22 protein-coding genes and 1 pseudogene are annotated in these 23,970 nt (G+C 63.2%); 17 read left to right on the top strand and 6 right to left on the bottom strand.

The window, feature by feature from the left end:
* Positions 1-26: 26 nt before the first annotated feature.
* Entirely contained in the window at positions 27-1,370 is a 1,344-nt protein-coding gene (locus ACI2KG_RS17225) for an MFS transporter (protein ID WP_404662685.1), read from the top strand.
* 81 nt (positions 1,371-1,451) lie between these two features.
* Here the strand turns inward: ACI2KG_RS17225 and ACI2KG_RS17220 are convergent, their stop codons facing one another.
* Complete coding sequence (locus tag ACI2KG_RS17220) at positions 1,452-2,234, bottom strand: pyrroline-5-carboxylate reductase (protein WP_404662684.1); 783 nt, start codon at positions 2,232-2,234, stop codon at positions 1,452-1,454.
* 301 nt (positions 2,235-2,535) lie between these two features.
* Here ACI2KG_RS17220 and ACI2KG_RS17215 point away from each other — a divergent pair, with 301 nt between their 5' ends.
* The 3 genes from ACI2KG_RS17215 (at position 2,536) to ACI2KG_RS17205 (ending at position 6,647) form a co-directional block, all read left to right on the top strand.
* The gene (locus ACI2KG_RS17215) at positions 2,536-3,885 is read left to right on the top strand and encodes an MFS transporter (protein ID WP_404662683.1); all 1,350 of its coding nucleotides are present in this window, start codon (positions 2,536-2,538) and stop codon (positions 3,883-3,885) included.
* 22 nt (positions 3,886-3,907) lie between these two features.
* Positions 3,908-5,170, top strand: a complete 1,263-nt coding sequence (locus tag ACI2KG_RS17210) for a gallate dioxygenase (RefSeq protein ID WP_404662682.1) — start codon at positions 3,908-3,910, stop codon at positions 5,168-5,170.
* Positions 5,171-5,399: 229 nt separating this feature from the next.
* A complete protein-coding gene (locus tag ACI2KG_RS17205; protein WP_404662681.1) occupies positions 5,400-6,647 on the top strand; it encodes an OprD family porin in 1,248 nt (415 codons plus the stop codon).
* A gap of 6 nt (positions 6,648-6,653) precedes the next feature.
* Here the strand turns inward: ACI2KG_RS17205 and ACI2KG_RS17200 are convergent, their stop codons facing one another.
* A complete protein-coding gene (locus ACI2KG_RS17200; RefSeq protein ID WP_404662680.1) occupies positions 6,654-7,856 on the bottom strand; it encodes a LysR family transcriptional regulator in 1,203 nt (400 codons plus the stop codon).
* A 155-nt stretch (positions 7,857-8,011) separates the two neighbouring features.
* Here ACI2KG_RS17200 and galB point away from each other — a divergent pair, with 155 nt between their 5' ends.
* From galB to ACI2KG_RS17185, 3 genes are read left to right on the top strand one after another with little or no spacing between them, the layout of a single operon-like run.
* The gene (gene galB, locus ACI2KG_RS17195) at positions 8,012-8,746 is read left to right on the top strand and encodes a 4-oxalmesaconate hydratase (protein WP_404662679.1); all 735 of its coding nucleotides are present in this window, start codon (positions 8,012-8,014) and stop codon (positions 8,744-8,746) included.
* A complete protein-coding gene (locus ACI2KG_RS17190; RefSeq protein WP_404662678.1) occupies positions 8,743-9,459 on the top strand; it encodes a 4-carboxy-4-hydroxy-2-oxoadipate aldolase/oxaloacetate decarboxylase in 717 nt (238 codons plus the stop codon). The genes galB and ACI2KG_RS17190 overlap by 4 nt, the downstream gene beginning before the upstream one ends.
* 2 nt (positions 9,460-9,461) lie before the next feature.
* Positions 9,462-10,544 carry a 4-oxalomesaconate tautomerase gene (locus ACI2KG_RS17185; RefSeq protein ID WP_404662677.1) on the top strand — a complete coding sequence of 361 codons (1,083 nt, stop codon included), beginning with the start codon at positions 9,462-9,464 and terminating at the stop codon, positions 10,542-10,544.
* A 74-nt stretch (positions 10,545-10,618) separates the two neighbouring features.
* Here ACI2KG_RS17185 and ACI2KG_RS17180 read toward each other — a convergent pair whose 3' ends face one another.
* Complete coding sequence (locus ACI2KG_RS17180) at positions 10,619-10,924, bottom strand: hypothetical protein (protein WP_404662676.1); 306 nt, start codon at positions 10,922-10,924, stop codon at positions 10,619-10,621.
* 153 nt (positions 10,925-11,077) lie between these two features.
* Between ACI2KG_RS17180 and ACI2KG_RS17175 the strand changes: the two genes are divergently transcribed.
* Positions 11,078-11,419 carry a hypothetical protein gene (locus ACI2KG_RS17175; protein WP_404662675.1) on the top strand — a complete coding sequence of 114 codons (342 nt, stop codon included), beginning with the start codon at positions 11,078-11,080 and terminating at the stop codon, positions 11,417-11,419.
* A 129-nt stretch (positions 11,420-11,548) separates the two neighbouring features.
* Here the strand turns inward: ACI2KG_RS17175 and ACI2KG_RS17170 are convergent, their stop codons facing one another.
* Positions 11,549-11,782 (bottom strand): DUF3077 domain-containing protein, encoded by a 234-nt coding sequence (locus ACI2KG_RS17170; RefSeq protein ID WP_404662730.1) that lies wholly within the window; start codon positions 11,780-11,782, stop codon positions 11,549-11,551.
* Between ACI2KG_RS17170 and ACI2KG_RS17165 the strand changes: the two are divergent.
* Positions 11,729-12,043: pseudogene (locus tag ACI2KG_RS17165) on the top strand (TonB-dependent receptor); the annotation flags it as partial. The gene ACI2KG_RS17170 and the pseudogene ACI2KG_RS17165 sit on opposite strands and share 54 nt — an antisense overlap.
* A 501-nt stretch (positions 12,044-12,544) precedes the next feature.
* Here the strand turns inward: ACI2KG_RS17165 and ACI2KG_RS17160 are convergent.
* On the bottom strand, positions 12,545-13,501 hold the full coding sequence (locus ACI2KG_RS17160) for an aliphatic sulfonate ABC transporter substrate-binding protein (protein WP_404662674.1): 957 nt from the start codon (positions 13,499-13,501) through the stop codon (positions 12,545-12,547).
* Between the two features lie 16 nt (positions 13,502-13,517).
* On the bottom strand, positions 13,518-14,483 hold the full coding sequence (locus tag ACI2KG_RS17155) for an ABC transporter substrate-binding protein (RefSeq protein ID WP_404662673.1): 966 nt from the start codon (positions 14,481-14,483) through the stop codon (positions 13,518-13,520).
* A gap of 198 nt (positions 14,484-14,681) precedes the next feature.
* Here ACI2KG_RS17155 and ACI2KG_RS17150 point away from each other — a divergent pair, with 198 nt between their 5' ends.
* The 8 genes from ACI2KG_RS17150 to ACI2KG_RS17115 all read left to right on the top strand — a co-directional run bounded on the left by ACI2KG_RS17150 (position 14,682) and on the right by ACI2KG_RS17115 (position 23,907).
* A complete protein-coding gene (locus ACI2KG_RS17150; RefSeq protein WP_400621780.1) occupies positions 14,682-15,572 on the top strand; it encodes a LysR family transcriptional regulator in 891 nt (296 codons plus the stop codon).
* A 170-nt stretch (positions 15,573-15,742) separates the two neighbouring features.
* On the top strand, positions 15,743-16,876 hold the full coding sequence (locus ACI2KG_RS17145) for an acyl-CoA dehydrogenase family protein (RefSeq protein WP_404662672.1): 1,134 nt from the start codon (positions 15,743-15,745) through the stop codon (positions 16,874-16,876).
* On the top strand, positions 16,873-17,817 hold the full coding sequence (locus ACI2KG_RS17140; RefSeq protein WP_404662671.1) for a D-isomer specific 2-hydroxyacid dehydrogenase family protein: 945 nt from the start codon (positions 16,873-16,875) through the stop codon (positions 17,815-17,817). The genes ACI2KG_RS17145 and ACI2KG_RS17140 overlap by 4 nt, the downstream gene beginning before the upstream one ends.
* Positions 17,818-17,834: 17 nt before the next feature.
* The gene (locus ACI2KG_RS17135; RefSeq protein ID WP_404662670.1) at positions 17,835-18,629 is read left to right on the top strand and encodes a class II aldolase/adducin family protein; all 795 of its coding nucleotides are present in this window, start codon (positions 17,835-17,837) and stop codon (positions 18,627-18,629) included.
* A 155-nt stretch (positions 18,630-18,784) separates the two neighbouring features.
* Positions 18,785-20,413 carry an ABC transporter substrate-binding protein gene (locus ACI2KG_RS17130; RefSeq protein WP_404662669.1) on the top strand — a complete coding sequence of 543 codons (1,629 nt, stop codon included), beginning with the start codon at positions 18,785-18,787 and terminating at the stop codon, positions 20,411-20,413.
* On the top strand, positions 20,410-21,360 hold the full coding sequence (locus ACI2KG_RS17125) for an ABC transporter permease (RefSeq protein WP_404662668.1): 951 nt from the start codon (positions 20,410-20,412) through the stop codon (positions 21,358-21,360). Before ACI2KG_RS17130 ends, ACI2KG_RS17125 begins: the two co-directional genes overlap by 4 nt.
* A gap of 1 nt (position 21,361) precedes the next feature.
* Positions 21,362-22,291 carry an ABC transporter permease gene (locus ACI2KG_RS17120; protein WP_404662667.1) on the top strand — a complete coding sequence of 310 codons (930 nt, stop codon included), beginning with the start codon at positions 21,362-21,364 and terminating at the stop codon, positions 22,289-22,291.
* Positions 22,288-23,907 (top strand): dipeptide ABC transporter ATP-binding protein, encoded by a 1,620-nt coding sequence (locus ACI2KG_RS17115; protein WP_404662666.1) that lies wholly within the window; start codon positions 22,288-22,290, stop codon positions 23,905-23,907. Before ACI2KG_RS17120 ends, ACI2KG_RS17115 begins: the two co-directional genes overlap by 4 nt.
* Positions 23,908-23,970: the final 63 nt, after the last annotated feature.

Below are 23,970 nucleotides of genomic sequence, written 5' to 3'. Positions count from 1 at the left end.
GCTTTACGCCGCGCGAGTACAACAACATGAATAAGAACGTGCTGGACGTGCATACCTTTCTGGATGACCGTCCGATTGGAAAACAACAAAAGACCGTGATCATACTTGGCCTTCTGATCCTCATGCTGGATGGCTTCGATACCATGATGATGGGGTTCATCGCACCGGCACTGCTTCAAGACTGGGGCATCGAGCGAGGGGACCTGGGCCCTTTGATGATGAGCGGCATCGTAGGGCTTTCGCTGGGATCGCTGATTGCTGGCCCCCTTGCAGATCGCTTCGGCAGACGTGGGGTGATCATTGTCGCAGTCAGCCTGGTGGGCCTGTTTTGCCTGGCCTGTGCCTTTACCCACGACCTGCATTCCCTGACCGTCGCACGCTTGCTGACTGGCGTAGGCCTGGGGGCAACAATGCCCAACATCACCACCCTCCTGGCAGAATGCGCACCCTTGCGTAGGCGGTCTCTGCTCGTCACTTCGGCTTGGTGCGGCTTCGGGATGGGCGGCGCAATTTGTGGCCTGGTCAGCGAGCACTTGATCGAGCTGTATACCTGGCGCTCAGTTTTCATTACCGGAGGGGTGCTGCCCTTGCTACTGGTAGTGGCACTTATTGTATGGCTGCCCGAGTCCCTGCGTTACCGCCTGCAACGAAACCAGGCACAAGAGCGCATGGTCGCGGCTGCCAATGCCTTGGTAGCGGGTAGCGCTTCATCGTCGACCCGGTTCGTCAATAGCGAACTGGACATGTCAACCGAGGCCGTCCGTGGTCCCGCGGCACTGCTGAGCCAGCGCTACAGGCTAGGTACCCTGACTATCTGGCTGGCAATGTTCATGGGCTTCTTCCACCTCTACTTCCTGACCAACTGGTTACCACTTACGGCAAAGGCAGCAGGCATGTCCTTCTCCCAGGGCGCCACCCTTGGGATACTTCTGCAGCTTGGCGGCGCGATCGGTAATTTCACGGTAGGGCTCAAGATGGATCGATTCGAGCCCAACCGTATCGTCAGCATCATGTTTGCAGGCTGCGCGGTGTTCACCCTGCTGATTGCCTTGTTCAGCAGTTCGTTCGCGGCAGTGGGGGCCTTGGTGTTTTTCATGGGGTACGTGCTGATGTCGGCCAACGCAGGGTGTTTCGCCCTGGGCGCTGCTCACTATCCGACGCCGATCCGCGCCACCGGCGTGAGCTGGGTCTTCGGCATCGGGCGGGTCGGGGCAATTTTGGGCGCAGGCTCAGGAGCTGTCATCACGACCTGGGGTTGGACAATCACAGATATGTTTGTTCTGCTTGCGGTGCCTGTAGCTACTGCAGCCGTGGCTATTCATGTCAAACGGCGAATGCAGACAAAGGCGCTGTCGACAGTGACTGAATAGTTTTGCGAAAGGGGCTATTAATCACCTGCTTTTCGGCAGGCCTGGTCCACACGCTGGCCAGGCGTGCCGTGTGTCCAACCCTCAGTCACTGATGCATCTGATGCGCTTGATCACCTGATCCAAAGCAAGATGCAGCGCACGCTCGCCACCGTGATGCTTGAACTCGCGCAGGACTTGCTCATTCAGACCACCTGGCGTTGCATAGGCGGTACTCAATTCACCAAAGGAGGCAGGTTCGCGTGATAGCGCAGCATCCGATAACGCCACGGACATATGCGAGATGTAATCGCGGGCCTTGTCGCTGGGCAAGCCTTGCGCGGCCAGCCAACTGACAGCGCCATGAAGCACGCCATAGTAAGTGGACATCAACGCACTGGCTGCAGCGAGCAGGTCGTACTCCACCTTGGTTTCACACTCAACCGCACGTCCCAGTTGATTGAACAACGCCGCGACCTCAAGGGAAGGCGGGTAGATAGCCGTGACCCCTGTACGCTGCGCCACGAATGGCAGCGGGATGGCCTGAACTATATCTACCTGCTCATTGACCCATTGCGCAAGCGATGCCCTGGGCGTGGCCGCGATGACACTGATGATCTTCTGTCCTGGTCTGAAGACCAGCGCTCGAATGACCGATTCAGCCACTTGCGGCCTGATAGCGAGTACGACCGTATCGGCGCGTTCTATGATCTGTTGATTGGATTGTGACACCAGAACCTGAGGATACGCCGCAGCCAGCCTGCTGGAGACTGCCTCGTTGCGAGCCGAAACGATAATTTCAAGAGGCTCGGCTGGCGAGGCCAGCAGGCCTGTCACCATTGCCTCAGTGATTACCCCGGTGCCAATAAAACCGATGCGAGCTTTCATCTAGCAGAGTCTCCACTGCAACTGTATGCAGCAATGCATTCAAATTATTAGCATTCACTCGTTACGTCAATCTCCTCTGCTAATACGCAGTTTGTATTCGCGATCAGTCAAGCCCCCCCCAAAACCCTGGACCACCTTCGGAGGATAAACAAAATCGATCCCTCGATAAGGATTTCCCAGAGGCGAAGAAGGACCTTAAGGCCTTACAGTTTTTCAAGCGCCTCAATCCGGCGTGGTGATCTTTACCGGCCTTTTCGATAACCGGTGAACTCGCAACTACAAGAACAAAAGGTAGCCTCCCATGCTCAAGCCTGCAGTCGAACCTGCGATCGATGTCAAAGACTGGATCGACAATCGACCCATTTCGCCCTACCAATGGCTCATCCTGACACTGTGCTTTCTGATCGTCCTGTTCGACGGTTTCGATGTCGCGGTCATGGGCTTCATCGCGCCCTCGCTCATGCAGGACTGGGGGCTGTCACGCACGGCCTTCGGGCCGGTGATGAGTGCCGGCATGGTTGGCCTTGCCATCGGCGCGCTGACTGCCGGCCCCTATGCCGATCGCCTGGGCCGCAAGAAAGTCTTGCTGATTGCTGTCAGCGGCTTCGCCCTGCTGAGCCTGGCCTGTGCCTTCGCCCGTACCCCCTATGAAATGGCCGCGCTGCGCCTGCTGACGGGTATTGCCCTGGGTGCGGCCATGCCCAACTGCACCACCCTGCTGGCAGAGTACCTCCCCGACCGCAGCCGCTCGCTGCTGATCACCCTCATGTTCACCGGTTTCAACATGGGCTCGGGCCTGGGCGGTTTTCTTGCCGCTTGGCTGATCCCTCAACATGGCTGGCAAGCGGTGCTGCTGGTAGGCGGACTTCTGCCGCTTGCGCTTTTGCCCCTTCTATTGTGGTTCTTGCCGGAATCCGCGCGTTTTCTGGCTGCGCGTCAGGCACCGGCCCAGCAGATTGCTGCTGCCTTGGCCAAACTCGGTGGGCGCTTCGCCAGCGACGCACGCTTTACCGTCAATGAGCCGGCTCGCCAGCACAAGGCACCGGCCCGCCAGCTGTTCAGCGAGCGCTACCGATTCGGCACGCTGGCCCTGTGGCTGACCTATTTCATGGGCCTGTTGGTCATCTACCTGACCATGGGCTGGCTGCCGACTCTGTTGCGCGATGGCGGGTTGTCGATCGAGCGTGCCGCCACCATCACCGGCCTGTTCCAGATCGGTGGCACAGTGGGTGCCATCGTCGTCGGCTGGATCATGGACCGACGCAATCCGAACCGGGTAATCGCGATCGCTTACGCGTTTGGCGGCTTGTGCATCGTCTCGCTGGGCGCCCTGAGCCTCGAATCAAGCTTGCTGGTGCTGGGCGTGACCGCTGCCGGTTTCTGCATGAGTGGTGCACAGACCGGCCTCAATGCTTTCGCCCCGAGCTACTACCCCACGGACTTCCGCGCCACGGGTGTAAGCTGGATGCTCGGTATCGGCCGTTTCGGCGCTATCTTCGGCTCCCTCATCGGTGGCGCTGTACTCAGCCTTGGCCTGGGTCTACCGCTGCTGTTCACCCTCCTCGGCCTGCCGGCTTTCGCCGCCGCCGTGGCGATCCTGGCCAATGGCCGCGCCCGGCGACGTGTGACCGCAGCAGTGACCGCGCAGTAACCCGCATCAGAGGAACATTCGCATGGCTCGCATTATTGGTGGTCTGGCCGTTTCCCATACCCCTACCATCGGCTTTGCCGTAGACCACGACAAACAGGAAGAGGCCGCCTGGGCCCCGATCTTCCAAAGCTTCGAGCCGATCCGTGTGTGGCTGCAGGAAAAACAGCCGGACGTGCTGTTCTACATCTTCAACGACCATATCACGTCGTTCTTCTTCGACCACTACAGCGCGTTCACCCTGGGCGTTGACGACCAGTATGGCGTGGCCGACGAAGGCGGTAACCCGCGTGACTTGCCGCCTGTTGGCGGCCATGCCGCACTGTCGCGGCACATCGGCCAGAGCCTGATGGCTGATGAGTTCGACATGAGCTTCTTCCGCGACAAGCCGCTGGACCATGGGTTCTTCTCGCCAATGTCGGCATTGCTGCCGTGCGATGAAGGCTGGCCGGTACAGATTGTGCCGCTGCAGGTGGGGGTGTTGCAGCTGCCGATCCCCACGGCACGGCGCTGCTACAAGCTTGGCCAGGCCCTGCGCCGCGCCATCGAGAGCTACCCTGAGGACCTCAAGGTGGCCATCGTCGCCACCGGCGGCGTCTCGCACCAGGTGCACGGCGAGCGTTGCGGTTTCAATAACCCACAGTGGGATGCGCAGTTCCTTGACTTGCTGGTAGACGACCCGCAGCGGCTCACCGAAATGACCTTGGCCGAATACGCGACGCTCGGCGGCATGGAAGGCGCCGAAGTCATTACCTGGCTGATCATGCGTGGCGCGCTGTCGGGCAATGTCGAGCGCAAGCATCAAAGCTACTATCTGCCGTCGATGACTGGCATTGCCACTCTGCTTCTGGAGAACCGCGACCAGGCCCTGCCGGCGCCAGTCAACGAACGCCACCGCCAGCACATGGAGCACCAGCTGGCGGGAGCGGAGCTGCTCGAGGGTACCTATCCCTACACGCTGGAGCGCAGTGCCAAGGGCTACCGGCTGAACAAGTTCCTGCATCGCCTGATCGAGCCACAATGGCGCCAGCGCTTTCTGGCCGAGCCCGAGGCGTTGTACCGCGAGGCGGGCCTGACTGACGAGGAAAGCGACCTGCTGCGCCGTCGTGACTGGCGCGGGCTGATCCATTACGGGGTGATTTTCTTCGTTCTGGAAAAGCTCGGCGCAGTGCTGGGTGTCTCAAACCTGGACATCTACGCCGCCATGCGCGGCCAGAGCATCGATGACTTCATGAAAACGCGTAACCAGCAAGTCCGTTACTCGGTGGCCGGCAAGGCCAGCAACTGATCATGCAATAACCCCCTGGGCCAGCCCGGCCCAGGACGCTTCAGTAATACCGAATTCCACAATAACGTTAAAAAGACGGAATCCGCCCCATGCCCCGATACTCCCCACCTCCTGCCTGACCGCATAGCGGCGCCGCCCGGCGTCGTCACCCCGCTTCCCGTTTCAACCTGCCCAGCGTCGGTCCGCCGCTGGCGGGCAGCGCTTTGCCCAACATTGGAGAACAAAAATAATGAAATCCCGTACGCTGTACCCAATAGTTCCTACCCTCGCCCTGGCGACCAGCCTGCCCCTGGCTGCGTCGGCCGAAGGCTTCATCGACGATGCCAAAGCCGGACTGACGCTGCGCAACTTCTACATGAACCGCGACTACACTGGCACCGCTAGCCAGGGCAAGGCAGAGGAATGGACCCAGAGTTTCATTCTTGATTTCAAGTCGGGCTTCACTCCCGGTGTAGTCGGTTTCGGCGTCGACGTCCTTGGGCTGTACAGCATCAAGCTCGATGGTGGCAAAGGCACCGCGGGCACGCAATTACTGCCGGTCCACGATGACGGGCGCCCGGCGGACGACTTCGGGCGCACAGCAGTCGCTGGCAAGATGCGTATTTCCAGAACCGAACTGAAAGTCGGCGAGTGGTCGCCGGTATTGCCCATCCTGCGTGCCGACGATGGTCGTTCGCTGCCGCAAACCTTCCAAGGTGCGCAGGTGACCTCCAACGAGCTGGCAGGGCTCACCCTTTACGGCGGCCAGTTCCGCCAGAACAGCCCGCGCAACGACGCCAGCATGCAGGACATGAGCCTGTTCACCCGCACCGCGTATACGTCCGACCGATTCGACTTCGCCGGCGGTGAATACCGCTTCAACCAGGAGCGGACCCTCGTCGGCGCCTGGTACGCCCAGCTTGAGGACATCTACCAGCAACGCTACCTGCAGGTACAGCATCAGCAACCGCTGGGCGACTGGGTGCTGGGCGCCAACCTTGGCTATTTCTGGGGTGAGGACGCTGGCAGCGCCAAAGCCGGTGAGCTGGACAACCGCACCGCCTCCGGCCTGTTCTCCGCGAAGATCGGGGGCAACACCTTCTATGTCGGTTTGCAGAAGGTCATGGGTGACGACGAGTGGTTCCGCGTCAATGGCGCCAGCGGCGGTACCTTGGCCAACGATGCCTTCGGCTCGAGCTATGAAAGCGCTCAGGAGCGCTCGTGGCAGGTGCGCCACGACTTCAACTTCGTGGTCCTCGGTATTCCCGGCCTGACATTGATGAACCGCTACATCCACGGCGACAATGTGCACAACGCCAGCACCCGCGACGGCACCGAATGGGGCCGTGAAAGCGAACTGGCCTACGTGATCCAGTCCGGACCGCTGAAATCGCTCAACGTCAAATGGCGCAACTCCAGCCAGCGACGCAACTGGGGCAGCACCAACAGCTTCGACGAAAACCGGTTGATTGTCAGTTATCCGCTGAATCTGCTGTAAGGCGCTTCAGAGGGCATTGGCCTGCTCAACGATCACTTCGCGAATGCAGGCCATCAGCGCAGCCGCCACGGGGGACTGCAGGCATCCAACGCGCTGCATCAGACCAATGGCGCGCTCCGTGCCGTGAAGCGCCAATGGCAGACGTTGCAGCTCACCGGTGACAATCTCGTGGGCCAATTGATGCGCGGAAACGGCAGCAACCATGTCCGAGTTCAGCAGCAGCCCCCGGATAACCGCGAGATCGCCCGTCTCCACTACTGGCCACGGTGCCGCCAGGCCCGCTGCGGCAAAGCAGCTGTCGAGCTGAGCGCGCGCCGGCGAGCCGGCCCTTGGCAACACCCAGCGTGCTTCACTCATGTTGACCAATGCAACAGGCTTGCCCAGCATCGGGTGCCCGCGCCGCGTCAACAGGGCCATCTCCTCGGTAATCAGCGGCTCGCTGGTCAAGTCAGTGGCATAGTCGCTGGGTCGCAGTGCGCCCAGCACAAAGTCGACATCGCCCGCCCGCAATTCGGTTGCCAGGAGGTTAAAGGGGCTTTCATTGGTGAGCACTCGAACCTGCGGATGCGCGCTGGTGAGGCGCAAGATGGCTTCGGGCAGGATGCGTGAGCGGCCCAGCGGGAGCGCACCTACGTGGACCACACCACGCAATGTGCCCTGCATGGCGCTCAAATCAGTTTCAATCTGGCGCAGCTCGTTCAATGCCCGGCGAATGGCAAACAAAATCTCCTGGCTCGCACGGGTTGGCTGCAGCCCCCGGGGTGTACGTTCAAACAGCGTCTGGCCACATCCCCCCTCGAGTACCTTCAATGCCGTGCTGATCGCCGGCTGGCTCAAGCCAAAGTGGCGAGCCACGGACTGCATGTGGCGGGCCTCATATAACTTCACGAAGATTTCCAGACGACGTGCCTGGAACAGGTAGATGGGTTCTGTCTTGGGAAGGCCAAGCAACATCGGTACGCTGTCCAGCTCCGCCAGGACGCGTCGAGCCCTCGGCAGTATGGCCGCTCCGTAGGCTGTCAGGAGCATGCCATTGGCGTGACGTTCGAACATTGGCGCATTCAGACGCGCCTCAAATTCCGAAATAGCCCGGGTAACGACTGATTGAGCGCGATAAAGCTGTTCCGATGCGCGAGAAACGCTACCGATATCTGCGACTTTTACAAAGGCGCGAATCTGCATGAGATTCGGCAGTTCTGCAACATTCATGGCATTTGAGCTGCATTCAGGTCATTACCACGACTATGCCAAGTGCTGGTCCTGCATGGCAATAAATAAAACGTATAGGTCACTAACCTCAACGCATTGGTGCGTATCGGTACCCGATGACATCCTGCAACTCCCCCACGCAGGAGCCAAACACAATGAATTCCTCACAAAAAACCGCCTTGGTGGTCAGCGCCCACTCCGCCGATTTCGTCTGGCGCGCCGGTGGCGCCATCGCCCTGCACGCCGAGCAAGGCTATGCCGTGCACGTAGTCTGCCTGTCGTTCGGTGAGCGTGGCGAATCGGCCAAACTGTGGCGCAAAGGCGAGATGACCGAAACCAAGGTCAAGGACGCGCGACGCGATGAGGCCCTGGCGGCCGCCGAGATTCTTGGCGCGAGCGTTGAATTCTTCGACATCGGCGACTATCCGATGCGCGCTGACAAGGACACCCTGTTCCGCCTGGCCGATGTCTACCGTCGAGTACAGCCGGAATTCGTGCTCAGCCACTCGCTGAAAGACCCGTACAACTACGATCACCCATTGGCCATGAACCTGGCACAGGAAGCACGCATCATCGCTCAAGCCGAAGGCTACAAGCCCGGTGAAAAGATCGTAGGCGCCCCGCCAGTGTATGCGTTCGAACCGCACCAGCCAGAACAGTGCGAATGGCGCCCGGATACGTTCCTCGACATCACCCCGGTGTGGGACAAGAAGTACGCCGCTATCCAATGCATGGCCGGCCAGGAACACCTGTGGGAATACTACACCCGTGTCGCCCTGCAGCGTGGCGTACAGGCCAAGCGTAACGTCGGCATCACCAGCGCCCGCAACATCGTCTACGCCGAAGGCCTGCAGAGCGTGTTCCCGCGGGTGACGGAGAAACTGGCATGAGCACATTGATCGGCAAGACCGGCATCGTTGTCCGTAATATCCCTCGAACCGATGCTCAGGTGGTCGACGCCCTGGGTCGCCTTGGTGTGGCGACGATCCACGAAGCACAGGGCCGCAAAGGGCTCCTGGACCACGGCGTGCGGCCCATCCAGCAGGGCGTGGCCGTAGCCGGCAACGCCGTCACCGTTCTGGTCGCCCCGGGTGATAACTGGATGTTCCATGTTGCCGTGGAGCAGTGCCGTCCCGGTGACATCCTGGTTGTCGCGCCAAGCTCTGCTTGCAGCGATGGCTATTTCGGCGACCTGCTGGCGACCTCGCTGCAGGCTCACGGCGTGCGTGGCCTGATCATCGACGCGGGCATCCGTGACAGTCATACGCTGCGGGAAATGCGCTTCCCTGTGTGGTCGAGGGCGGTCAATGCCCAAGGCACAGTCAAGGAAGTGCTTGGCTCGGTCAACCTGCCGATCGTGTGCGCCGGCCAACTGGTCAACGCCGGTGATATTGTCGTCGCCGACGATGACGGTGTGGCCGTGGTTCGCCACGACGAAGCGCAGGCAGTATTGGTCGCCGCTACCCAGCGTGGCGAACTCGAAGAGCACAAGCGCCAGCGTCTGGCCGCCGGGGAGCTGGGCTTGGACATCTATGAAATGCGTCCGCGCCTGGCTGCCAAAGGCTTGCGTTATGTCGACTCGATAACCGACCTGGACGCCTGACCATGGTACAGACCCGCATACCTTGCATGCTGATGCGCGGCGGCACGTCAAAGGGCGCCTACTTTCTGCGTGACGATCTGCCTGAACCCGGCCCGCTGCGTGATCGCGTGCTGCTGGCAGTGATGGGCTCGCCTGATGCGCGGCAAATTGACGGGATCGGCGGCGCCGATTCGCTGACGAGCAAGGTCGCCATCATCAGCCCGTCAAAACGCGATGATGCCGATGTCGATTATCTGTTTGCCCAAGTGCTGGTTGACGAAGCCCGGGTCGACTACGGCCAGAACTGCGGCAACATACTGGCCGGGGTCGGGCCATTCGCGATCGAGCGTGGCCTGGTCGCGCCCAGCGGGACGGCAACGCCGGTGCGTATCTTCATGGAAAACACCGGCCAACTGGCGGTCGCGCAGGTACCGACCCCCCACGGTGAGGTGGAGTATGCCGGGGATACCCGCATCGATGGTGTTCCGGGGCAGGCTTCAGCGCTGGTCGTGACGTTCGCCGACGTCGCCGGCTCGAGTTGCGGCTCGCTGCTACCCACCGGTAACCCACGCGACCTGGTCGACGATATCGAAGTCACCTGTATCGACAACGGCATGCCGGTGGTGCTGCTACGCGCCGAAGACCTGGGCGTTACGGGCTACGAGTCGTGCGCTGCGCTGGAGGCAGACAGTGCACTCAAGGCGCGGCTGGAAAATATCCGGCTGCAACTGGGGCCCCGCATGAACCTGGGCGACGTGCGACAACGCAACGTACCGAAAATGTGCCTGGTTTCGCCCCCGCGCAACGGCGGTAGCGTCAACACCCGCTCCTTCATCCCGCATCGCTGCCATGCATCCATCGGCGTATTCGGCGCGGTGAGTGTGGCCACTGCGTGCCTGATCGCCGGCTCGGTCGTACAGCCTGTGGCGAGGGTCACTGGTGGAGCGCAGCAGCGCCTTGCAGTCGAGCATCCCTGTGGCGAGTTCACGGTGGAAGTCAGCCTGGAAAATGGCCAGCTCGGCGGCTGCGGCCTGGTACGAACCGCCCGCCTGCTGTTCGATGGCTACGTGTGCATCGCCCCCTCCATCTGGACCGGTCCCGCATAGCAGCTACTCGGAACACCCAGCGCCCTGATCCGGCCGGCTTGGCTGGAAAAGCGGAAATCTATCGTTGCATCGAGCTACTCGATAGCGTCATGCCCAGCAACCAGCTTAAGCAGCTCCGCAATCAACCCTTGCGCATCAAGTTCATACCCCTCACGCCAACGGTACGACCAATCTTCAGGAGATCCGTCCTCTTCCCACTCGGCCAGTGCAAGACCATTGACGATCTCCATCTCAAACCAGAGTACCTGCCCGCCTTCAGCGTCTGACACCAGGTTTGGGTTTTGCCAGACGAATTCAGTCTGCGCCACGAAGTGCGACCAACTCATCAGATTTTGAGGTGCTTCTTGAGCCAGCACCCTTAGCGCCGAGACTGTCAGCACAGGTTTCCTCCAGAGACAACGAAAATACTGCCAGGCATTCTGCCAGAGAACGCACGACATGCGCGTCGACTCACGAGGGCGTTGCGCTTACTGAACCGAACTCACCTAGCGAAATCCAAAACGTCAATGCTCAAAATGGACGGAGCCTCGACTGTGTTGATTAGATTGGCCGCCCTTTCGTTGGCAATACTGCTGACTGCCTGCACTCAGTACCGCTACATCAACCCACAGACACCGGAAGGCCTGGCTTGCCTGAAAAAGCTTGATGCCAAGGTGAATGCCTGTGAAAGCGATGTTAAAAATCAGCAGGACAATTTCGATTCGCTGCACGAGACACAGGCACGTTCCACGCAGCAGTGCGAGCACTTCGATACCGCCAACACGCCTTATGCTTGCCCTCCACCTCCGAGTCCGACCAAGGTAGCCAATTACTGTCGCTCTGGTTATGGCGAGAAGTTTGTGGCGTGCGGCGGCAGGATTGAAAAGGTCGAGTAGAAGCGTCGTCAACCTTCTTGGAACAACTCGAGAACCTCGCTGATCCTCCACGCCTTGCGCGCTCCGCTTGCCGGGAGGACGGAACCATTTCAGGCCAGGGCCATGCATGCCCTGGCCTTGCCGATGAAATCAGTTCATCAATCCCAGCTCAGCATCATCCATCAGCGCTTTCGCTAGCGCGGCCAAGTAATGCGCAGCCCAGATCATCATCGGCTTTTCATCCATCAACCCGACAATCGTCAGTTCCCGCACGTAACCCATCCATTGCGAAGACTGCTCTTGGGCGCTCTTGCAAGGTATGCCGGCCTCAAATGGATACTGGGTGCCAACTGGACCCTCGGCGACTTCGCCGCCAACCTGCAGACCACCCGCTACCGCAAGGTCGAGACCTGGCAACAGAATGCCGCCAATGACCGCTCATTCGGCGCCAAGTGGATCACCGACCTCGATCTGTCTTACCTGCTGTTCGACAGCCTGACGCTCAGCATCGGTGGCACCAACATCTTCAACGTTCGCCCTGACAACAATGGCATCACCCAGGCGGCCTACAAGTACAACTACAATTCCCCGCCTTTCCATCCTGGCGGCGGCTTCTGGTACACCAAACTGGCATACGATTTTTAACGCCCCCCGCAGGTGTTCAAGGCGAATGCCGTAGATGAATTGATCTGCTGCGTGGGCCTCTTCGCGGGTAAACCCGCTCTCATAGAACAAACTCTAACTTATTGATTTGGTGAAACTTGTGGGAGCGGGCTTGTCCCGCGAACACCGGCAAAGCCGGTGCCAGACACCGCGTTGCCTGCTTCGCGGGACAAGCCCGCTCCCACAATGGCCATTGTTCTCTGCGAGACAGCGCAGCCCGCAAGGGCTGGGTAATCTCCCACAGGGACTTGCGCTGGCTTCGAGTTGCCGCCATACCTGTGGGGGGCGGCTTTAGCCGCGAACACCGGCAAAGCCGGTGCCATCCACCGCGCCGCCTGCTTCGCGGGTGAACCCGCTCCTACAATGGACCGTGCAGGCTTCAGGTTCACGCGATCATTGTGGGAGCGGCTTTAGCCGCGAACACCGGCGCAGCCGGTGCCATCCAGGCATCAACACTGATAGCGCGGTGCGGCGCTCGGGCTTTCACTGCCCCTGCGGCTCATACAGGCTCACCGCTTTGGCATCCACGGCCTTGGGCAGCAACCCCTCGCGGTAGAAGGCATCGGCAATGCGTTGCTGTTCAGCCAGGTTCTCCAACCTCACCGGCTGCACGTCGTAACTGCGCCGAGCGTTGGCCTGTTGCACCGTGGCACTGTCCAGGTTGCCCCACAGTGGGCCGAGGATGCGCGCGGCCTCCGCCGGGTTGGCCTTGGTCCAGGTACCGACTTCGCGCAAGGCCAGGTAGACCTGCTGTAACACCTCGGGGTGGGCCTTGGCGTATTCGCTGCCGGCCAGGTAGTAACGCTGGTAGCTGGCCAGCTCGCTGCCATCGGCCAGGATGCGCGCATTCTGCTGGCGCTGGGCACTGGCCACATACGGGTCCCAAGTCACCCAGGCATCGACCTTGTGGTTTTCGAAGGCGGCGCGGCCATCGGCGGGAATCAGGTAGGCGGGGGTGATGTCCTTGAAGGTCAGGCCGGCCTTGGCCAGGGCCTGGATTAGCAAATAATGGCTGCCAGCGGCCTTGGTCACCGCCACGCGCTTGCCTTTGAGGTCGGCCAGGGTCTTGAGCGGCGAGTCCGCAGGCACCAGGATCGCTTGGGCAGTGGGCGATGGTGTCTCGCGGGCGAAGTACGTCAGCCTGGCGCCCGCCGCCTGGGTGAACACCGGCACGGTGTCGGCGACATCTGCCGACAGGTCGACATTGCCCAGGTTCAGCGCTTCCAGCAGCGGCAAGCCGCTGGGAAACTCGTGCCAGCTGACACGAATGCCCTCGGCCTGCAGGCGTTGTTCAAGGCTGCCGCGGGCCTTGAGCAGGGTCAGCAGGGTCGAGGACTTCTGGTAGCCGATACGCAAAGTCTGCTCGGCGTTGGCCAGGCTTGGCAGCAAAGCGCTGGCCAGCAGCGCCAGCGCTAGCTGGCGCAGGGGTTTGAATGGCATGAAAAGGTCTCCGGAGTCAGGGTTGCGCGGCCAGCTTGGCGGCGCCTGGAAGGGTGAAGCCAGTGGCGAAGGTGGGTGCCACGTCGAGGCGTTGGTTCATCAGGCCATGGGCGTGATAGAAGTCGGCGGTTTCCTGCTGTTCGGCCACGGTCTGCGGGTCGATTGCCTGCCAGCGCAGCTGGCGGCGCTCGAACTGCAGGCGGGCGGCGTTTTCGGGGAAGCCGATGATTGCCGCCAGGGTTTTCGAGTAACTGTCCAGGTGCTGGTTGGCCCACACCTGCGCCGCGGCCAGGCGGTTGAGGTAGTCCTGCAGTGCCGCACGCCGCGCAGGTTCGTCCAGCGCCTTGTCATTGGCAGCGAGGAAGCTGTTGCCGCTGGACAAGCCGCGGCCGTTGACCAGTACCCTGCCCTGGCCGCTCAGCTCGGCCAGCGCGGTGTAAGGTTCCCAGGTCGCCCAGGCGTCCACCGAGCCGTTGGCCAGGGCGATCTTGGCGTCCACCGGCCCGAGAAAACGCAGCTCCACGTCTTTTTCGCTCAGCCCAGCCTGGTCCAGTGCCTTGAGCACCAGGTGATGACCAATCGAGCCACGGCCGGTGGCAATGCGCTTGCCCTTGAGTTCGGCCGCACTGTGCAGCGGCGCGTCAGGCTGCACCAACAGCGCTGTACCGTAGGGGTCCGACTTGTCCACGGCGATTGCCTTGACCGGGGCCCCCGAGGCCAGCACGAACAACAGCGGTGCATCACCGATGATGCCGGCATCGATCGCCCCGGCATTCAGCGCCTCGGCGAGCGGCGCGGCCGCAGGGAATTCGGCCCAATGAATGTCGTAGGGCAGGTCGCGCAAGGCGTCGGCAGCCTCCAGCTGGGCGCGCATGTTGCCCTTCTGGTCACCGATGCGCAGGGTCAGGCGCTCGGCGGCGCTGGCTTGGCCCACCAGCAACAGGGCCGCAGCAAGGGTCAACAGTTTCGTTCGAATGGACATGGCGCTCCTCGGTGGCTTGGCGGGCGGCATCATGCGGCCCGGCCAGGCGACTCTAGCGAGAACGGCAAAATAAATTAAATTAGTTTTAGGAATAACCTAATATGCGTTTTCATCCTTAGAAATCATGCAGATGGCATTTCCCGCCATTGCGATTATGCTGATACCTTATTTTTACGTTCCATCCTGTGAGCGCCGATTATGAAGATCGATGATATGGACGCCTTCGTCGCGGTCATTCGTTGCCAGTCAACCAACCTTGCCGCCGAGGCCCTGCAACTGACGCAGCCGGCCATCACCCGTCGGGTGCAGAACTTCGAGGAAGACCTCGGCGCCACCCTGCTCGACCGCAACACCAAACCCCTCAAACCTACCCCCATGGGCCTGCGGGTGTACGAGCAGTGCAAGGCGATCCTGCGTGAGATCGACTCACTGCGCGAACTGGTGGCCAACGATGGCGCACCGTCGGGCACCCTGCGCCTTGGCGTACCGCAGACCCTGGGGGATGTGGTACTGCTGGATGCCCTGGCACAGATCCGTGAGGCCTACCCACAGCTGCGCACCCAGGTCAGCAGTGGCTGGGGCAGCAGCCTGATCGCGCGCATGGAGAACGGCGAACTGGACGCCGCTGCCGCGTTGTTCCCGCCCGGCAAGATCTTCCCCGAGGGCATCGCCAGCCAGTCCATCGCACGCATGCCGCTGAAGGTGGTGGCGGCCAAGGGTAGCGCGGGCAAGCGCAGCTACAAGCTCAAGGACTGCTATACCCGCGGCTGGGTGCTCAACCCCGACGGCTGCGGTTTCCGCGCAGGGCTGCAGCGAGCGCTGAGCGAACAAGGGCTGAGCCTGTCAATCAACCTGGAAACCTTTGGCACCGAGTTGCAACTGGGGCTGGTCGCCAACGGCCAAGGCCTGGGGCTGGTCCCGGAACCGTTGTTGCAAGCCAGCCGGCATCGCGATGCACTGGAGGTGCTGAATGTCAGCGATTTCAAGCCGCATGTGGATCTGTGGTTGTTCCATCCGCGCTACCTGGGCAACTTGCAGGAGCCGGTGGGACTGTTTGGCGAAGTGGCCGGGCACCGGTTGCTGGGCTGAGCCTGCCGGGGCTGCCAGGCAGCTCTGGCGTTAAATGCAAAAAGCGCATAACAGCAAAAACACTAAATATAAAAATCAAATAATTAGCTTAGAACTAAAAAGACTTTTACAGCCTTCATCCATACGAATACGGTCTTAGGCAACACACCGTCATTCAGGGATGAAACCCCATGAGTCACCCCTCCGACAGCGCCCTCGCCGAGCTGACGCAGGCCCTTGCGGCCAATGCCGAACGCTACGACCGCAGCGCCCGGTTCCCCCAGGACAATTTCGACCTGCTGCACCGCCACGGCCTGCTCGCCTTTACCGTGCCGCACGCCCTGGGTGGCGGCGGCGCCGGCCTGGCCAGTGCGCGCCGGGTTATCGGCGCCGTCGGCAAAGGCGACCCGGCCACCGCACTGATCCTGGTCATGCAGTATCTGCAGCACTTTCGCCTGCAGGACGAAGCCCGCTGGCCCGAGCACCTGCGCCAACACGTGGCCCGTGATGCCGTACAGCACGGTGCCCTGATCAATGCCCTGCGCGTCGAGCCTGAACTCGGCACCCCGGCCCGCGGCGGCCTGCCTGCCACCGTGGCACGGCGCACCGCCGAAGGCTGGCGCCTGAGCGGCCGCAAAATCTACTCCACCGGCAGCCACGGCCTGACCTGGTTCCTGGTCTGGGGTCGCAGCGATGACAGCGACCCGTTGCTCGGCGGCTTCCTGGTTCACCGTGATACCCCGGGCATCACCATCATCGACGACTGGGACCACCTGGGCATGCGCGCCACCTGCAGCCACGAAGTGCGCTTCGATGATGTGCTGATCCCCCTCGACCATGCCGTCAGCGCGAGCCCTGCCAGCGCGCCGAAAGCCGAACTCGACGGCGAAAGCCTGCTGTGGATGGCCGTGCTGGTGCCAGCGGTGTATGACGGCGTGGCCCGCGCTGCCCGCGACTGGCTGGCGGGCTTCCTCCAGCAGCGCACGCCCTCCAATCTGGGCGCCCCCCTGGCCAGCCTGCCACGCTTCCAGGAGGTGCTGGGCCGCATCGACACCCTGCTGTTCGCCAACCAAAGCCTGCTCGACTCGGCTGCCGCCGGGCAGGTTGCCCCTGCGCATGCCGGGCAGCTCAAGCACCTGGTCAGTGCCAATGCCATCCAGGCCGTAGAACTGGCCATCGAGGCCGCCGGCAACCCCGGGTTGTCCCGGCGCAATCCGCTGGAGCGGCACTACCGCGATGTGCTCTGCAGCCGTATCCACACGCCCCAGGACGATGTGGTGTTCGGTCAGGTCGGCCGCGCGGCGCTGTCAGAGGTGCAGGCATGAGCCATTCGATCATTGCCAGCCAGCTGGACGCCCAGGTCAACCAGCAATTGCGCGAGCACCTGCCGGACCATGAAGTCATCGACATCGCCTATGGCCAGCTAGCCCTGGAGGTCCCTGCCGACGTGTTCATCCTGCGCCCCATCAACGTGCGCGGGCAGCGCGTCGACACCCCGCCAGCAGGCTGGCCGTGGGGCTTGAAATGGGTGCAACTGGTGTCTTCGGGCATCGACTTCTACCCCGACTGGGTGTTCAAGGGTGCACACGTGACCAGTGGCAAAGGCGCCAATGCCGAGCAAGTGGCCGAGTTTGCCCTGGCCCTGGTGTTTGCCGCCGCCAAGCAGTTGCCCGGGCTGTGGGTCAAGGATGCCGACTGGCGCCTGACCCCGCTGGCACCGCTGCGCGGGCGCACCCTGGGCATTCTCGGCTTTGGCAGTATCGGCCAGAGCCTGGCGCGCAAAGCCGTAGCCCTGGGCATGCGGGTACTGGCCCTGAGCCGCCCCGGCCAGGTCATCGCCGAAGTGCCAGGCGTGGAGCGCGCCGCTGACCTGCGCCAGCTGTTCGCCGGCAGCGACCACCTGGTGCTGGCTGCCCCGCTCACCCCGGCTACCCGTGGCCTGATCGATCGCCAGGTGCTGGCCCATGCCCGCCCCGGCCTGCACCTGATCAACATTGCCCGCGGCGGCCTGCTTGACCAGCAGGCGCTGCTCGAGGCCCTGGACAGCGGCCTGATCGGCCGCGCCAGCCTGGATGTCACCGAGCCCGAGCCATTGCCCGCTGGCCATCCACTGTACCAGCACCCACGGGTATTCCTGTCGCCACACACCTCGGCCATTTCCGAGGATGGCTACCCGGCTTTCCTAGAAGCCTTCATCGCCAACTTCCACCGCTACCGCGAGCAAGCCCCCCTGGCCAACCTGGTCGACACCGCACGCGGCTACTGATTACCGGAGAGCACACCATGAGTTCACTGTCTGCCATCACCCCTCGCTCCGACAATGTGCGTAGCCGGGTCAGCGCCGAGGAATGGGAGGTGCGCGTCAAGCTGGCCGCCGCCTACCGCCTGGCAGCCCTGTTCCGTTGGACCGACCACATCTACACGCACTTCTCCGCCCGCGTGCCGGGACCGGACGAGCACTTCCTGATCAACGCCTTCGGCCTGCTGTTCGACGAAATCACCGCCTCCAACCTGGTCAAGGTGGACGTCGACGGCACGATCATCGACGACCCGCTGGGGCTCGGCATCAACCAGGCCGGTTACGTGATCCATAGCGCCATCCACCGCGCCAGGCCTGACCTCGCAGCCGTGCTGCACACCCACACCCGCGACGGTGCGGCGGTGTCGGCACAGCGCGACGGCCTGCTGCCGATCTCCCAGCACGCCCTGGCTTACTACAGCCGGGTGGCGTACCACGACTACGAAGGCGTGGCGCTGGACCTGGACGAACAGCAGCGGCTGGTGGCCAACCTGGGCGACAGCAATATCCTGATCCTGCGCAACCACGGGCTGCTGACCGGTGGGATCAGCGTCGAGCATGCGTTCCGCGAGCTGCATGGGCTGGAGCGCGCCTGCAACATCCAGGTGGCCGCCCAGGCTGGCGGCAACGAGCAGCTGCTGCATGCGCCCCAGGCGGCGATTGCCAAGGTGCACGAGCAGTCGAAGCGGTTTGCCGATGGTAGGGGCGAAGGTATCCAGCGGCATTGGGATGCGTTGATCCGGCAACTGGACCGGGAGGGCCGGGGTTACCAGGACTGACTGGCCGCTCTTCACTCCTGTAGTGGCCCCTTCGCGGGTAAACCCGCTCCCACAGGTGCTGTGCCGCATTCGGAGCCTGTGTGTTCCATGTGGGAGCGGGTTCACCCGCGAAGAGGCCACCACAGGCAACACACCCCTCACTGAAGGAACGCCCCATGCCCCCATTTCATCTGGCCAGAAACCTGTTGGTCGCAGCTACCCTGGCGTTGAGCCTGGCCGGCTGCTCTCCCTCGGACCAGAGCACCTCCAGCAAAACCCTCAACATCGCCTTCTGGGGCGACAACACCACCCTGGTCAGCGTCGACCCTTTCCAGGTCTACTGGCTGGAGCACCGCGTGCTGCTGCGCAACGTCGCTGAATCGCTGACCGACCAGGACCCGCAGAGCGGCCGCATCATCCCTTGGCTTGCGCAAAGCTGGGAGGTCAGTACCGATGCCCTGAGCTACACCTTCCACCTGCGCCAGGACGTGACCTTCAGCAACGGCGAGCGCTTCGACGCCCACGCGGTGAAAACCGCCTTCGACAGCAACAAGGCCTTCGCCACCCAGCTGCCAGCCACGTTCGGCGCCACCTACCTGGCCGGCTACGACCACGCCGAAGTGCTGGACGATTTCACCGTGCGCCTGGTCCTGGCAAAACCCAATGCCGGCTTCCTGCAGGCCACCTCGACCACCAACCTGGCCATCCTCGCCCCGGCTTCCTACAAGCTGACGGCTCAGGAACGCTCGCTGGGCAAGATCATCGGCACCGGCCCGTTCGTGCTGGAACACTACACGCCGGAAGTCGGCGCGCGGTTGGTCAAGCGCGCCGACTACGCCTGGCCCTCGGCCAACGTACGCAACCAGGGCCCGGCGCACCTGGACGCCGTTGAAATCAGCTATATCGCCGAGGAAAGCGTACGCAACGGCCTGTTCCTGCAGGGCAAGGCCGATATCCTGTGGCCACGCAACCCGTTCTCGGAAGTCGACCTCAAGCTGTTCCAGGCCAAGGGCGCGACCATCCAGAGCCGCTCGTTGCCAGGCCCGGCACTCAACCTCTACCCCAACACACGCAATGACCGCCTGCTCGGTGACCGCCAACTGCGCCTGGCCTTGCAGAAGGCCATCGACCGCACCAGCTACGCGCACACCGTGTACAACGCAGAGTTCCCGGTGGTAAGCGGCGTGTATGACGTGACCACCCCCTACTTCAAGGCCCAGGCCGACAAACTCGCCTACGACCCGCAAGGTGCCGAACGCCTGCTGGACGCCGCCGGCTGGCACAAGGGCGATGACGGTTACCGACACAAGGACGGCAAGCGCCTGACCCTGCGCTACAACCTTACCCCCGCCGAAAGCGCCGGTGATGTACTGGTGCAGGACCAGCTGCGAAAGGTCGGCATCGACCTCAAGCTGAACGTGCTGACCCGCGCCGAGTGGGTGGCGGGCAATGCCTCTGGCAACTACGACCTCACCTCCACCTACATGACCCGCGCCGACCCGATCATCCTGCAGACCATCCTCGACCCGCGCGCCGCCAACAGTGCCACATTGGCCACCAACACCTACGAGCCGCACACCCTGGTAAAAGCGCAAACGCTGTTCGACAACGGCATCACCGCCACCCGCGACGAGCAACGCGCCCAGGCCTACGGCCAGCTACAGGACCTGCTGGTCGACCAAGCCTCGGCGTTCCCGCTGTACGAACGGGTCTGGCAGGCCGCCACCGCGCCGCGGGTCAAGGACTTCCGCTGGACCGCCGAAGGTTTCGCGCTGCTCAGCGACATCCAGGTTGGCCAGCCATGAAACGCTACCTGATAGGCCGCTTCGGCCAGGCGCTGCTGGTGCTGTGGGGCGCCTACACCATCACCTATTTCATCCTTTACCTGCTGCCAGGCGACACCCTGGCGATCATGCTGAGCGCTTCGGGCATGGAAGCCGACGGCCTGTCGCCCGAGGACCTGACCAAGGCCCGTGCCTACTACGGGCTCGACAAAGGCTTGTTCGAGCAGTACGTCGACTTGCTGTGGCGCGCCTTGCACGGTGACCTCGGGCAGTCGCTGTCACTGGGCCGGCCGGTCACTGCGCTGCTGGCCGAGCGCCTGCCGCAGACCCTGGCGCTGGCCGGTACGGCGATCGTGCTGTCGCTGCTGGCGGGGGTCGGCCTGGCCTACCTGACCGCCTACGTCCAATGGCGACCGCTGAAGACCCTGCTGGCGCGCCTGCCTTCGCTGGGCTTTTCGGTGCCGGTGTTCTGGATGGGGCTGCTGCTGATCCAGGTGTTCGCCTTCGCCCTGGGCTGGTTCCCGGCCACGGGCAGCCAGGGCCTGGCCAGCCTGGTACTACCGGCAATCACCCTGGCGATCCCCAGCGCCGCCGTATACGCCCAGGTGCTGCAACGCGGTTTCCAAGGGGTGTGGCAAGAGCCTTACATCACCACCGCCTTCGCCAAGGGCCTGAGCCGGGCGCAGGTGCAGGCGCGCCATGGCTTGCGCAACGCGGCCCTGCCGCTGCTGACCCTGGTCGGCTTGCAGGTGGGCAATACAGTGTCCGGCGCGGTCCTGGTGGAGACCATCTTCTCGCGCAATGGCGTTGGCCGCCTGGCCCAGGAAGCCGTGCTGCGCCAGGACATCCCGGTGGTGCTGGCGATCGTTGCGGTGTCGGCCGCAGCCTTCGTGCTGGTCAACCTGATCGTCGACCTGCTCTACCCCTACCTCGACCCACGCATTACCCACGCCGCCAAGGTGAGCTGAAATGAGCATCGATTTACCCCTGCCCCAGATCGACAGCGCGCCTGGTGGACGCCGGCATGCCAGCGCTGAGGCCAGCCCCGCCAGTAGCTGGAAGCGTCGCACGCGCCTGCAGCGTGCACGCCAGGCGCTGGTGCCGCTGCTGCGCCGCCCCGGCTTCAGCATTGCCCTGCTGATCGTGCTGTTCGCCCTGCTGTGCGCGCTGGTCCCCCACTGGCTGACCAGTTTCGACCCCTATGCCACAGCGCCTGCCGCCAAGCTCAGCGCGCCCGGCGCGGCGCACTGGTTCGGCACCGACGAACTGGGCCGTGACCTGTACACCCGCGTGGTATACGGTGCGCGCCTATCGGTGCTCGCCGCCCTGCTCGCAGTGGCCATTGCCCTGGTCGGCGGCCTCGGCCTGGGCGTACTGGCCGGGTTTGCCGGCGGGCGCGTCGACGCCGCGTTGATGCGCCTGATCGACGTCCTGCTGGCCCTGCCTGGCCTGCTGCTGGCCCTGGCCATCGTCACCGCCATCGGCTTCGGCACGGTACCGGTTGCCGTCGCCGTGGGCGTCGGCATTATTCCGGGGTTCGCCCGTACCACCCGCGCCGAAGTGCTGCGCATCAAGACCCTACCCTATGTCGAGGCCGCGCGGCTGGGCGGTGCCAGTTGGGTGCGCACACTGCTGCGCCATGTGCTGCCCAACGCCTGGGGCCCGGTGGCCGTGCTCGCCACCCTGGACTTCGGCGCGGCGATCCTGGCCACTGCCGGGCTGAGCTTTCTCGGCTTCGGCGCGGCGCCACCGGCCGCGGAATGGGGCACGCTGATCGCCAACGGCCGGCACTTCCTGATCACCGCCCCCTGGGTATCCCTGCTGCCGGGGCTGTTCGTGGTCGCGGTGGTGTTCAGCCTCAACCACCTGGCGCGCAGCGCCGAGGAGCAAGCCCGATGAGCCAGCCTGCGTTGATCGAAGTACGTGACCTGAGTGTCAGCTACGCCTCTGCCGGGCAACGCACGCAAGCGCTGAGGCAGCTGTCGTTCAGCCTGGCCCAGGGCGAGACCCTGGCCATCGTCGGCGAGTCGGGGTCGGGCAAGTCGACCCTGGCCAGCGCCCTGCTCGGCCTGCTGCCGGGCAATGCACGCATCGACCAGGGCCAGCTGTGGGTCAACGGCATCGAGGTGACCCGGGCCAGCGAACGGGCCAAACGCCAGCTGCGCGGGCGCACCATCGGCCTGGTGCCGCAGGACCCGATGGTCAGCCTCAACCCGACCCTGGCGATTGGCAAGCAGATTGCCGAAGCGCTGTCGCTGGCCCATGGCCGGCGTTATTCGCCGGTGGCTGCCGAGGTGCTCGAACTGTTGGCCCAAGTTGGCCTTGACGACCCGGCGCTGCGCGCTCGCCAGTACCCCCACGAGCTGTCCGGGGGCATGCGCCAGCGGGTGCTGATCGCCATCGCCCTGGCCGGCCAGCCGCGGCTGATCATCGCCGACGAGCCGACCAGTGCGCTGGACGTTACCGTGCAGCGGCGCATTCTCGACCACCTGCAACAGCTGGTGGCCGAGCGTGGCATCTCGCTGCTGATCATCACCCACGATCTGGGGATGGCCTGCGACCGTGCTGACCGCCTGCTGGTGATGAAACAGGGCCAGCTGGTGGAACAGGCCTCGCCCCGGCAGATTCTCTGGGGCGCGCAGCAGCCCTATACCCGCGAGCTGCTCAAGGCAGCGCCCGCTTTTGTGCCGCGGCAAAGGCCGGGTGGCCTAACGGACCAGGCGCCGCTGTTGCGCCTGAGCAACGTCGGTAAACGCTTTATCCTGCCTGGGCAGGCTGGCGATTTCACTGCGCTGCACGACGTGAACCTGGCGGTGCAAGCTGGGCAGACTTTGGCCATTGTTGGTGAGTCGGGGTCGGGCAAGAGTACCGCGCTGCGGATTGCCCTGGGGCTGGAGAAACCCAGCCAAGGGCACGTCGAGTTTGCCAGCGAAGATGTCAGCGGCTACAGCTGGCGGCAATTCCGCCCGCTGCGCCGGCGCATTCAGCTGGTGCAACAGAACCCGTTTGCCGCACTCGACCCGCGCTTCACCGTGTTCGACAGCATCGTCGAACCGCTGGTGTCGTTCGGCCTGCTCAAGGGCGAGGCACTGGAACGCAAGGCTCGCGAACTGATTGCCAAGGTGCATTTGCCGGTGCACTTTCTCGACCGCCTGCCGCGGGAATTGTCGGGTGGCCAGCGCCAGCGGGTGGCGATAGCCCGGGCGTTGGCCCTGGAGCCCGAAGTCCTGCTGCTCGACGAGCCGGTGAGTGCGCTGGACGTGTCGGTGCAGGCGCAGATTTTGGCGCTGCTGAACGACCTGCAGCGCGAGCTGGGGATGGCTTACGTGCTGGTCTCTCATGACCTGGCGGTGGTGGCCAGCATGGCTGACCAGGTGTTGGTGCTGCGGCGCGGGCAGGTGGTCGAGCAAGGGCCGGCGGTGCAGGTGTTCAGCGAGCCGGCAAGCGCCTATACGCGGGAGCTGATTGCGGCGATACCGGGGCATTCGCGCAGTGTGCTGCCGGTGGCGGTGTAGCCGGCCAGGTTGCTTGCGCTTTTTTGTAGGAGCGGCCTTGTGTCGCGAAAGGGCCGCAAAGCG

Origin of the sequence: Pseudomonas sp. NPDC089407 (assembly GCF_044900445.1) — a bacterium.
GTDB lineage: Bacteria > Pseudomonadota > Gammaproteobacteria > Pseudomonadales > Pseudomonadaceae > Aquipseudomonas.
Note: the sequence above shows the minus strand (reverse complement) of the source record. Positions and strands in the feature narration are given on the sequence as shown.

Coding starts and splice junctions, on each gene's coding strand:
- ACI2KG_RS17115 (WP_404662666.1), top strand. CDS start 22,288: ATGAGCCAGCCTGCGTTGATCGAAGTACGTGACCTGAGTGTCAGCTAC.
- ACI2KG_RS17130 (WP_404662669.1), top strand. CDS start 18,785: ATGCCCCCATTTCATCTGGCCAGAAACCTGTTGGTCGCAGCTACCCTG.
- ACI2KG_RS17205 (WP_404662681.1), top strand. CDS start 5,400: ATGAAATCCCGTACGCTGTACCCAATAGTTCCTACCCTCGCCCTGGCG.
- ACI2KG_RS17225 (WP_404662685.1), top strand. CDS start 27: ATGAATAAGAACGTGCTGGACGTGCATACCTTTCTGGATGACCGTCCG.
- ACI2KG_RS17200 (WP_404662680.1), bottom strand. CDS start 7,856: ATGAATGTTGCAGAACTGCCGAATCTCATGCAGATTCGCGCCTTTGTA.
- ACI2KG_RS17120 (WP_404662667.1), top strand. CDS start 21,362: ATGAGCATCGATTTACCCCTGCCCCAGATCGACAGCGCGCCTGGTGGA.
- ACI2KG_RS17140 (WP_404662671.1), top strand. CDS start 16,873: ATGAGCCATTCGATCATTGCCAGCCAGCTGGACGCCCAGGTCAACCAG.
- ACI2KG_RS17210 (WP_404662682.1), top strand. CDS start 3,908: ATGGCTCGCATTATTGGTGGTCTGGCCGTTTCCCATACCCCTACCATC.
- ACI2KG_RS17160 (WP_404662674.1), bottom strand. CDS start 13,501: ATGCCATTCAAACCCCTGCGCCAGCTAGCGCTGGCGCTGCTGGCCAGC.
- ACI2KG_RS17150 (WP_400621780.1), top strand. CDS start 14,682: ATGAAGATCGATGATATGGACGCCTTCGTCGCGGTCATTCGTTGCCAG.
- ACI2KG_RS17125 (WP_404662668.1), top strand. CDS start 20,410: ATGAAACGCTACCTGATAGGCCGCTTCGGCCAGGCGCTGCTGGTGCTG.
- ACI2KG_RS17185 (WP_404662677.1), top strand. CDS start 9,462: ATGGTACAGACCCGCATACCTTGCATGCTGATGCGCGGCGGCACGTCA.
- galB (WP_404662679.1), top strand. CDS start 8,012: ATGAATTCCTCACAAAAAACCGCCTTGGTGGTCAGCGCCCACTCCGCC.
- ACI2KG_RS17190 (WP_404662678.1), top strand. CDS start 8,743: ATGAGCACATTGATCGGCAAGACCGGCATCGTTGTCCGTAATATCCCT.
- ACI2KG_RS17145 (WP_404662672.1), top strand. CDS start 15,743: ATGAGTCACCCCTCCGACAGCGCCCTCGCCGAGCTGACGCAGGCCCTT.
- ACI2KG_RS17135 (WP_404662670.1), top strand. CDS start 17,835: ATGAGTTCACTGTCTGCCATCACCCCTCGCTCCGACAATGTGCGTAGC.
- ACI2KG_RS17215 (WP_404662683.1), top strand. CDS start 2,536: ATGCTCAAGCCTGCAGTCGAACCTGCGATCGATGTCAAAGACTGGATC.
- ACI2KG_RS17155 (WP_404662673.1), bottom strand. CDS start 14,483: ATGTCCATTCGAACGAAACTGTTGACCCTTGCTGCGGCCCTGTTGCTG.
- ACI2KG_RS17220 (WP_404662684.1), bottom strand. CDS start 2,234: ATGAAAGCTCGCATCGGTTTTATTGGCACCGGGGTAATCACTGAGGCA.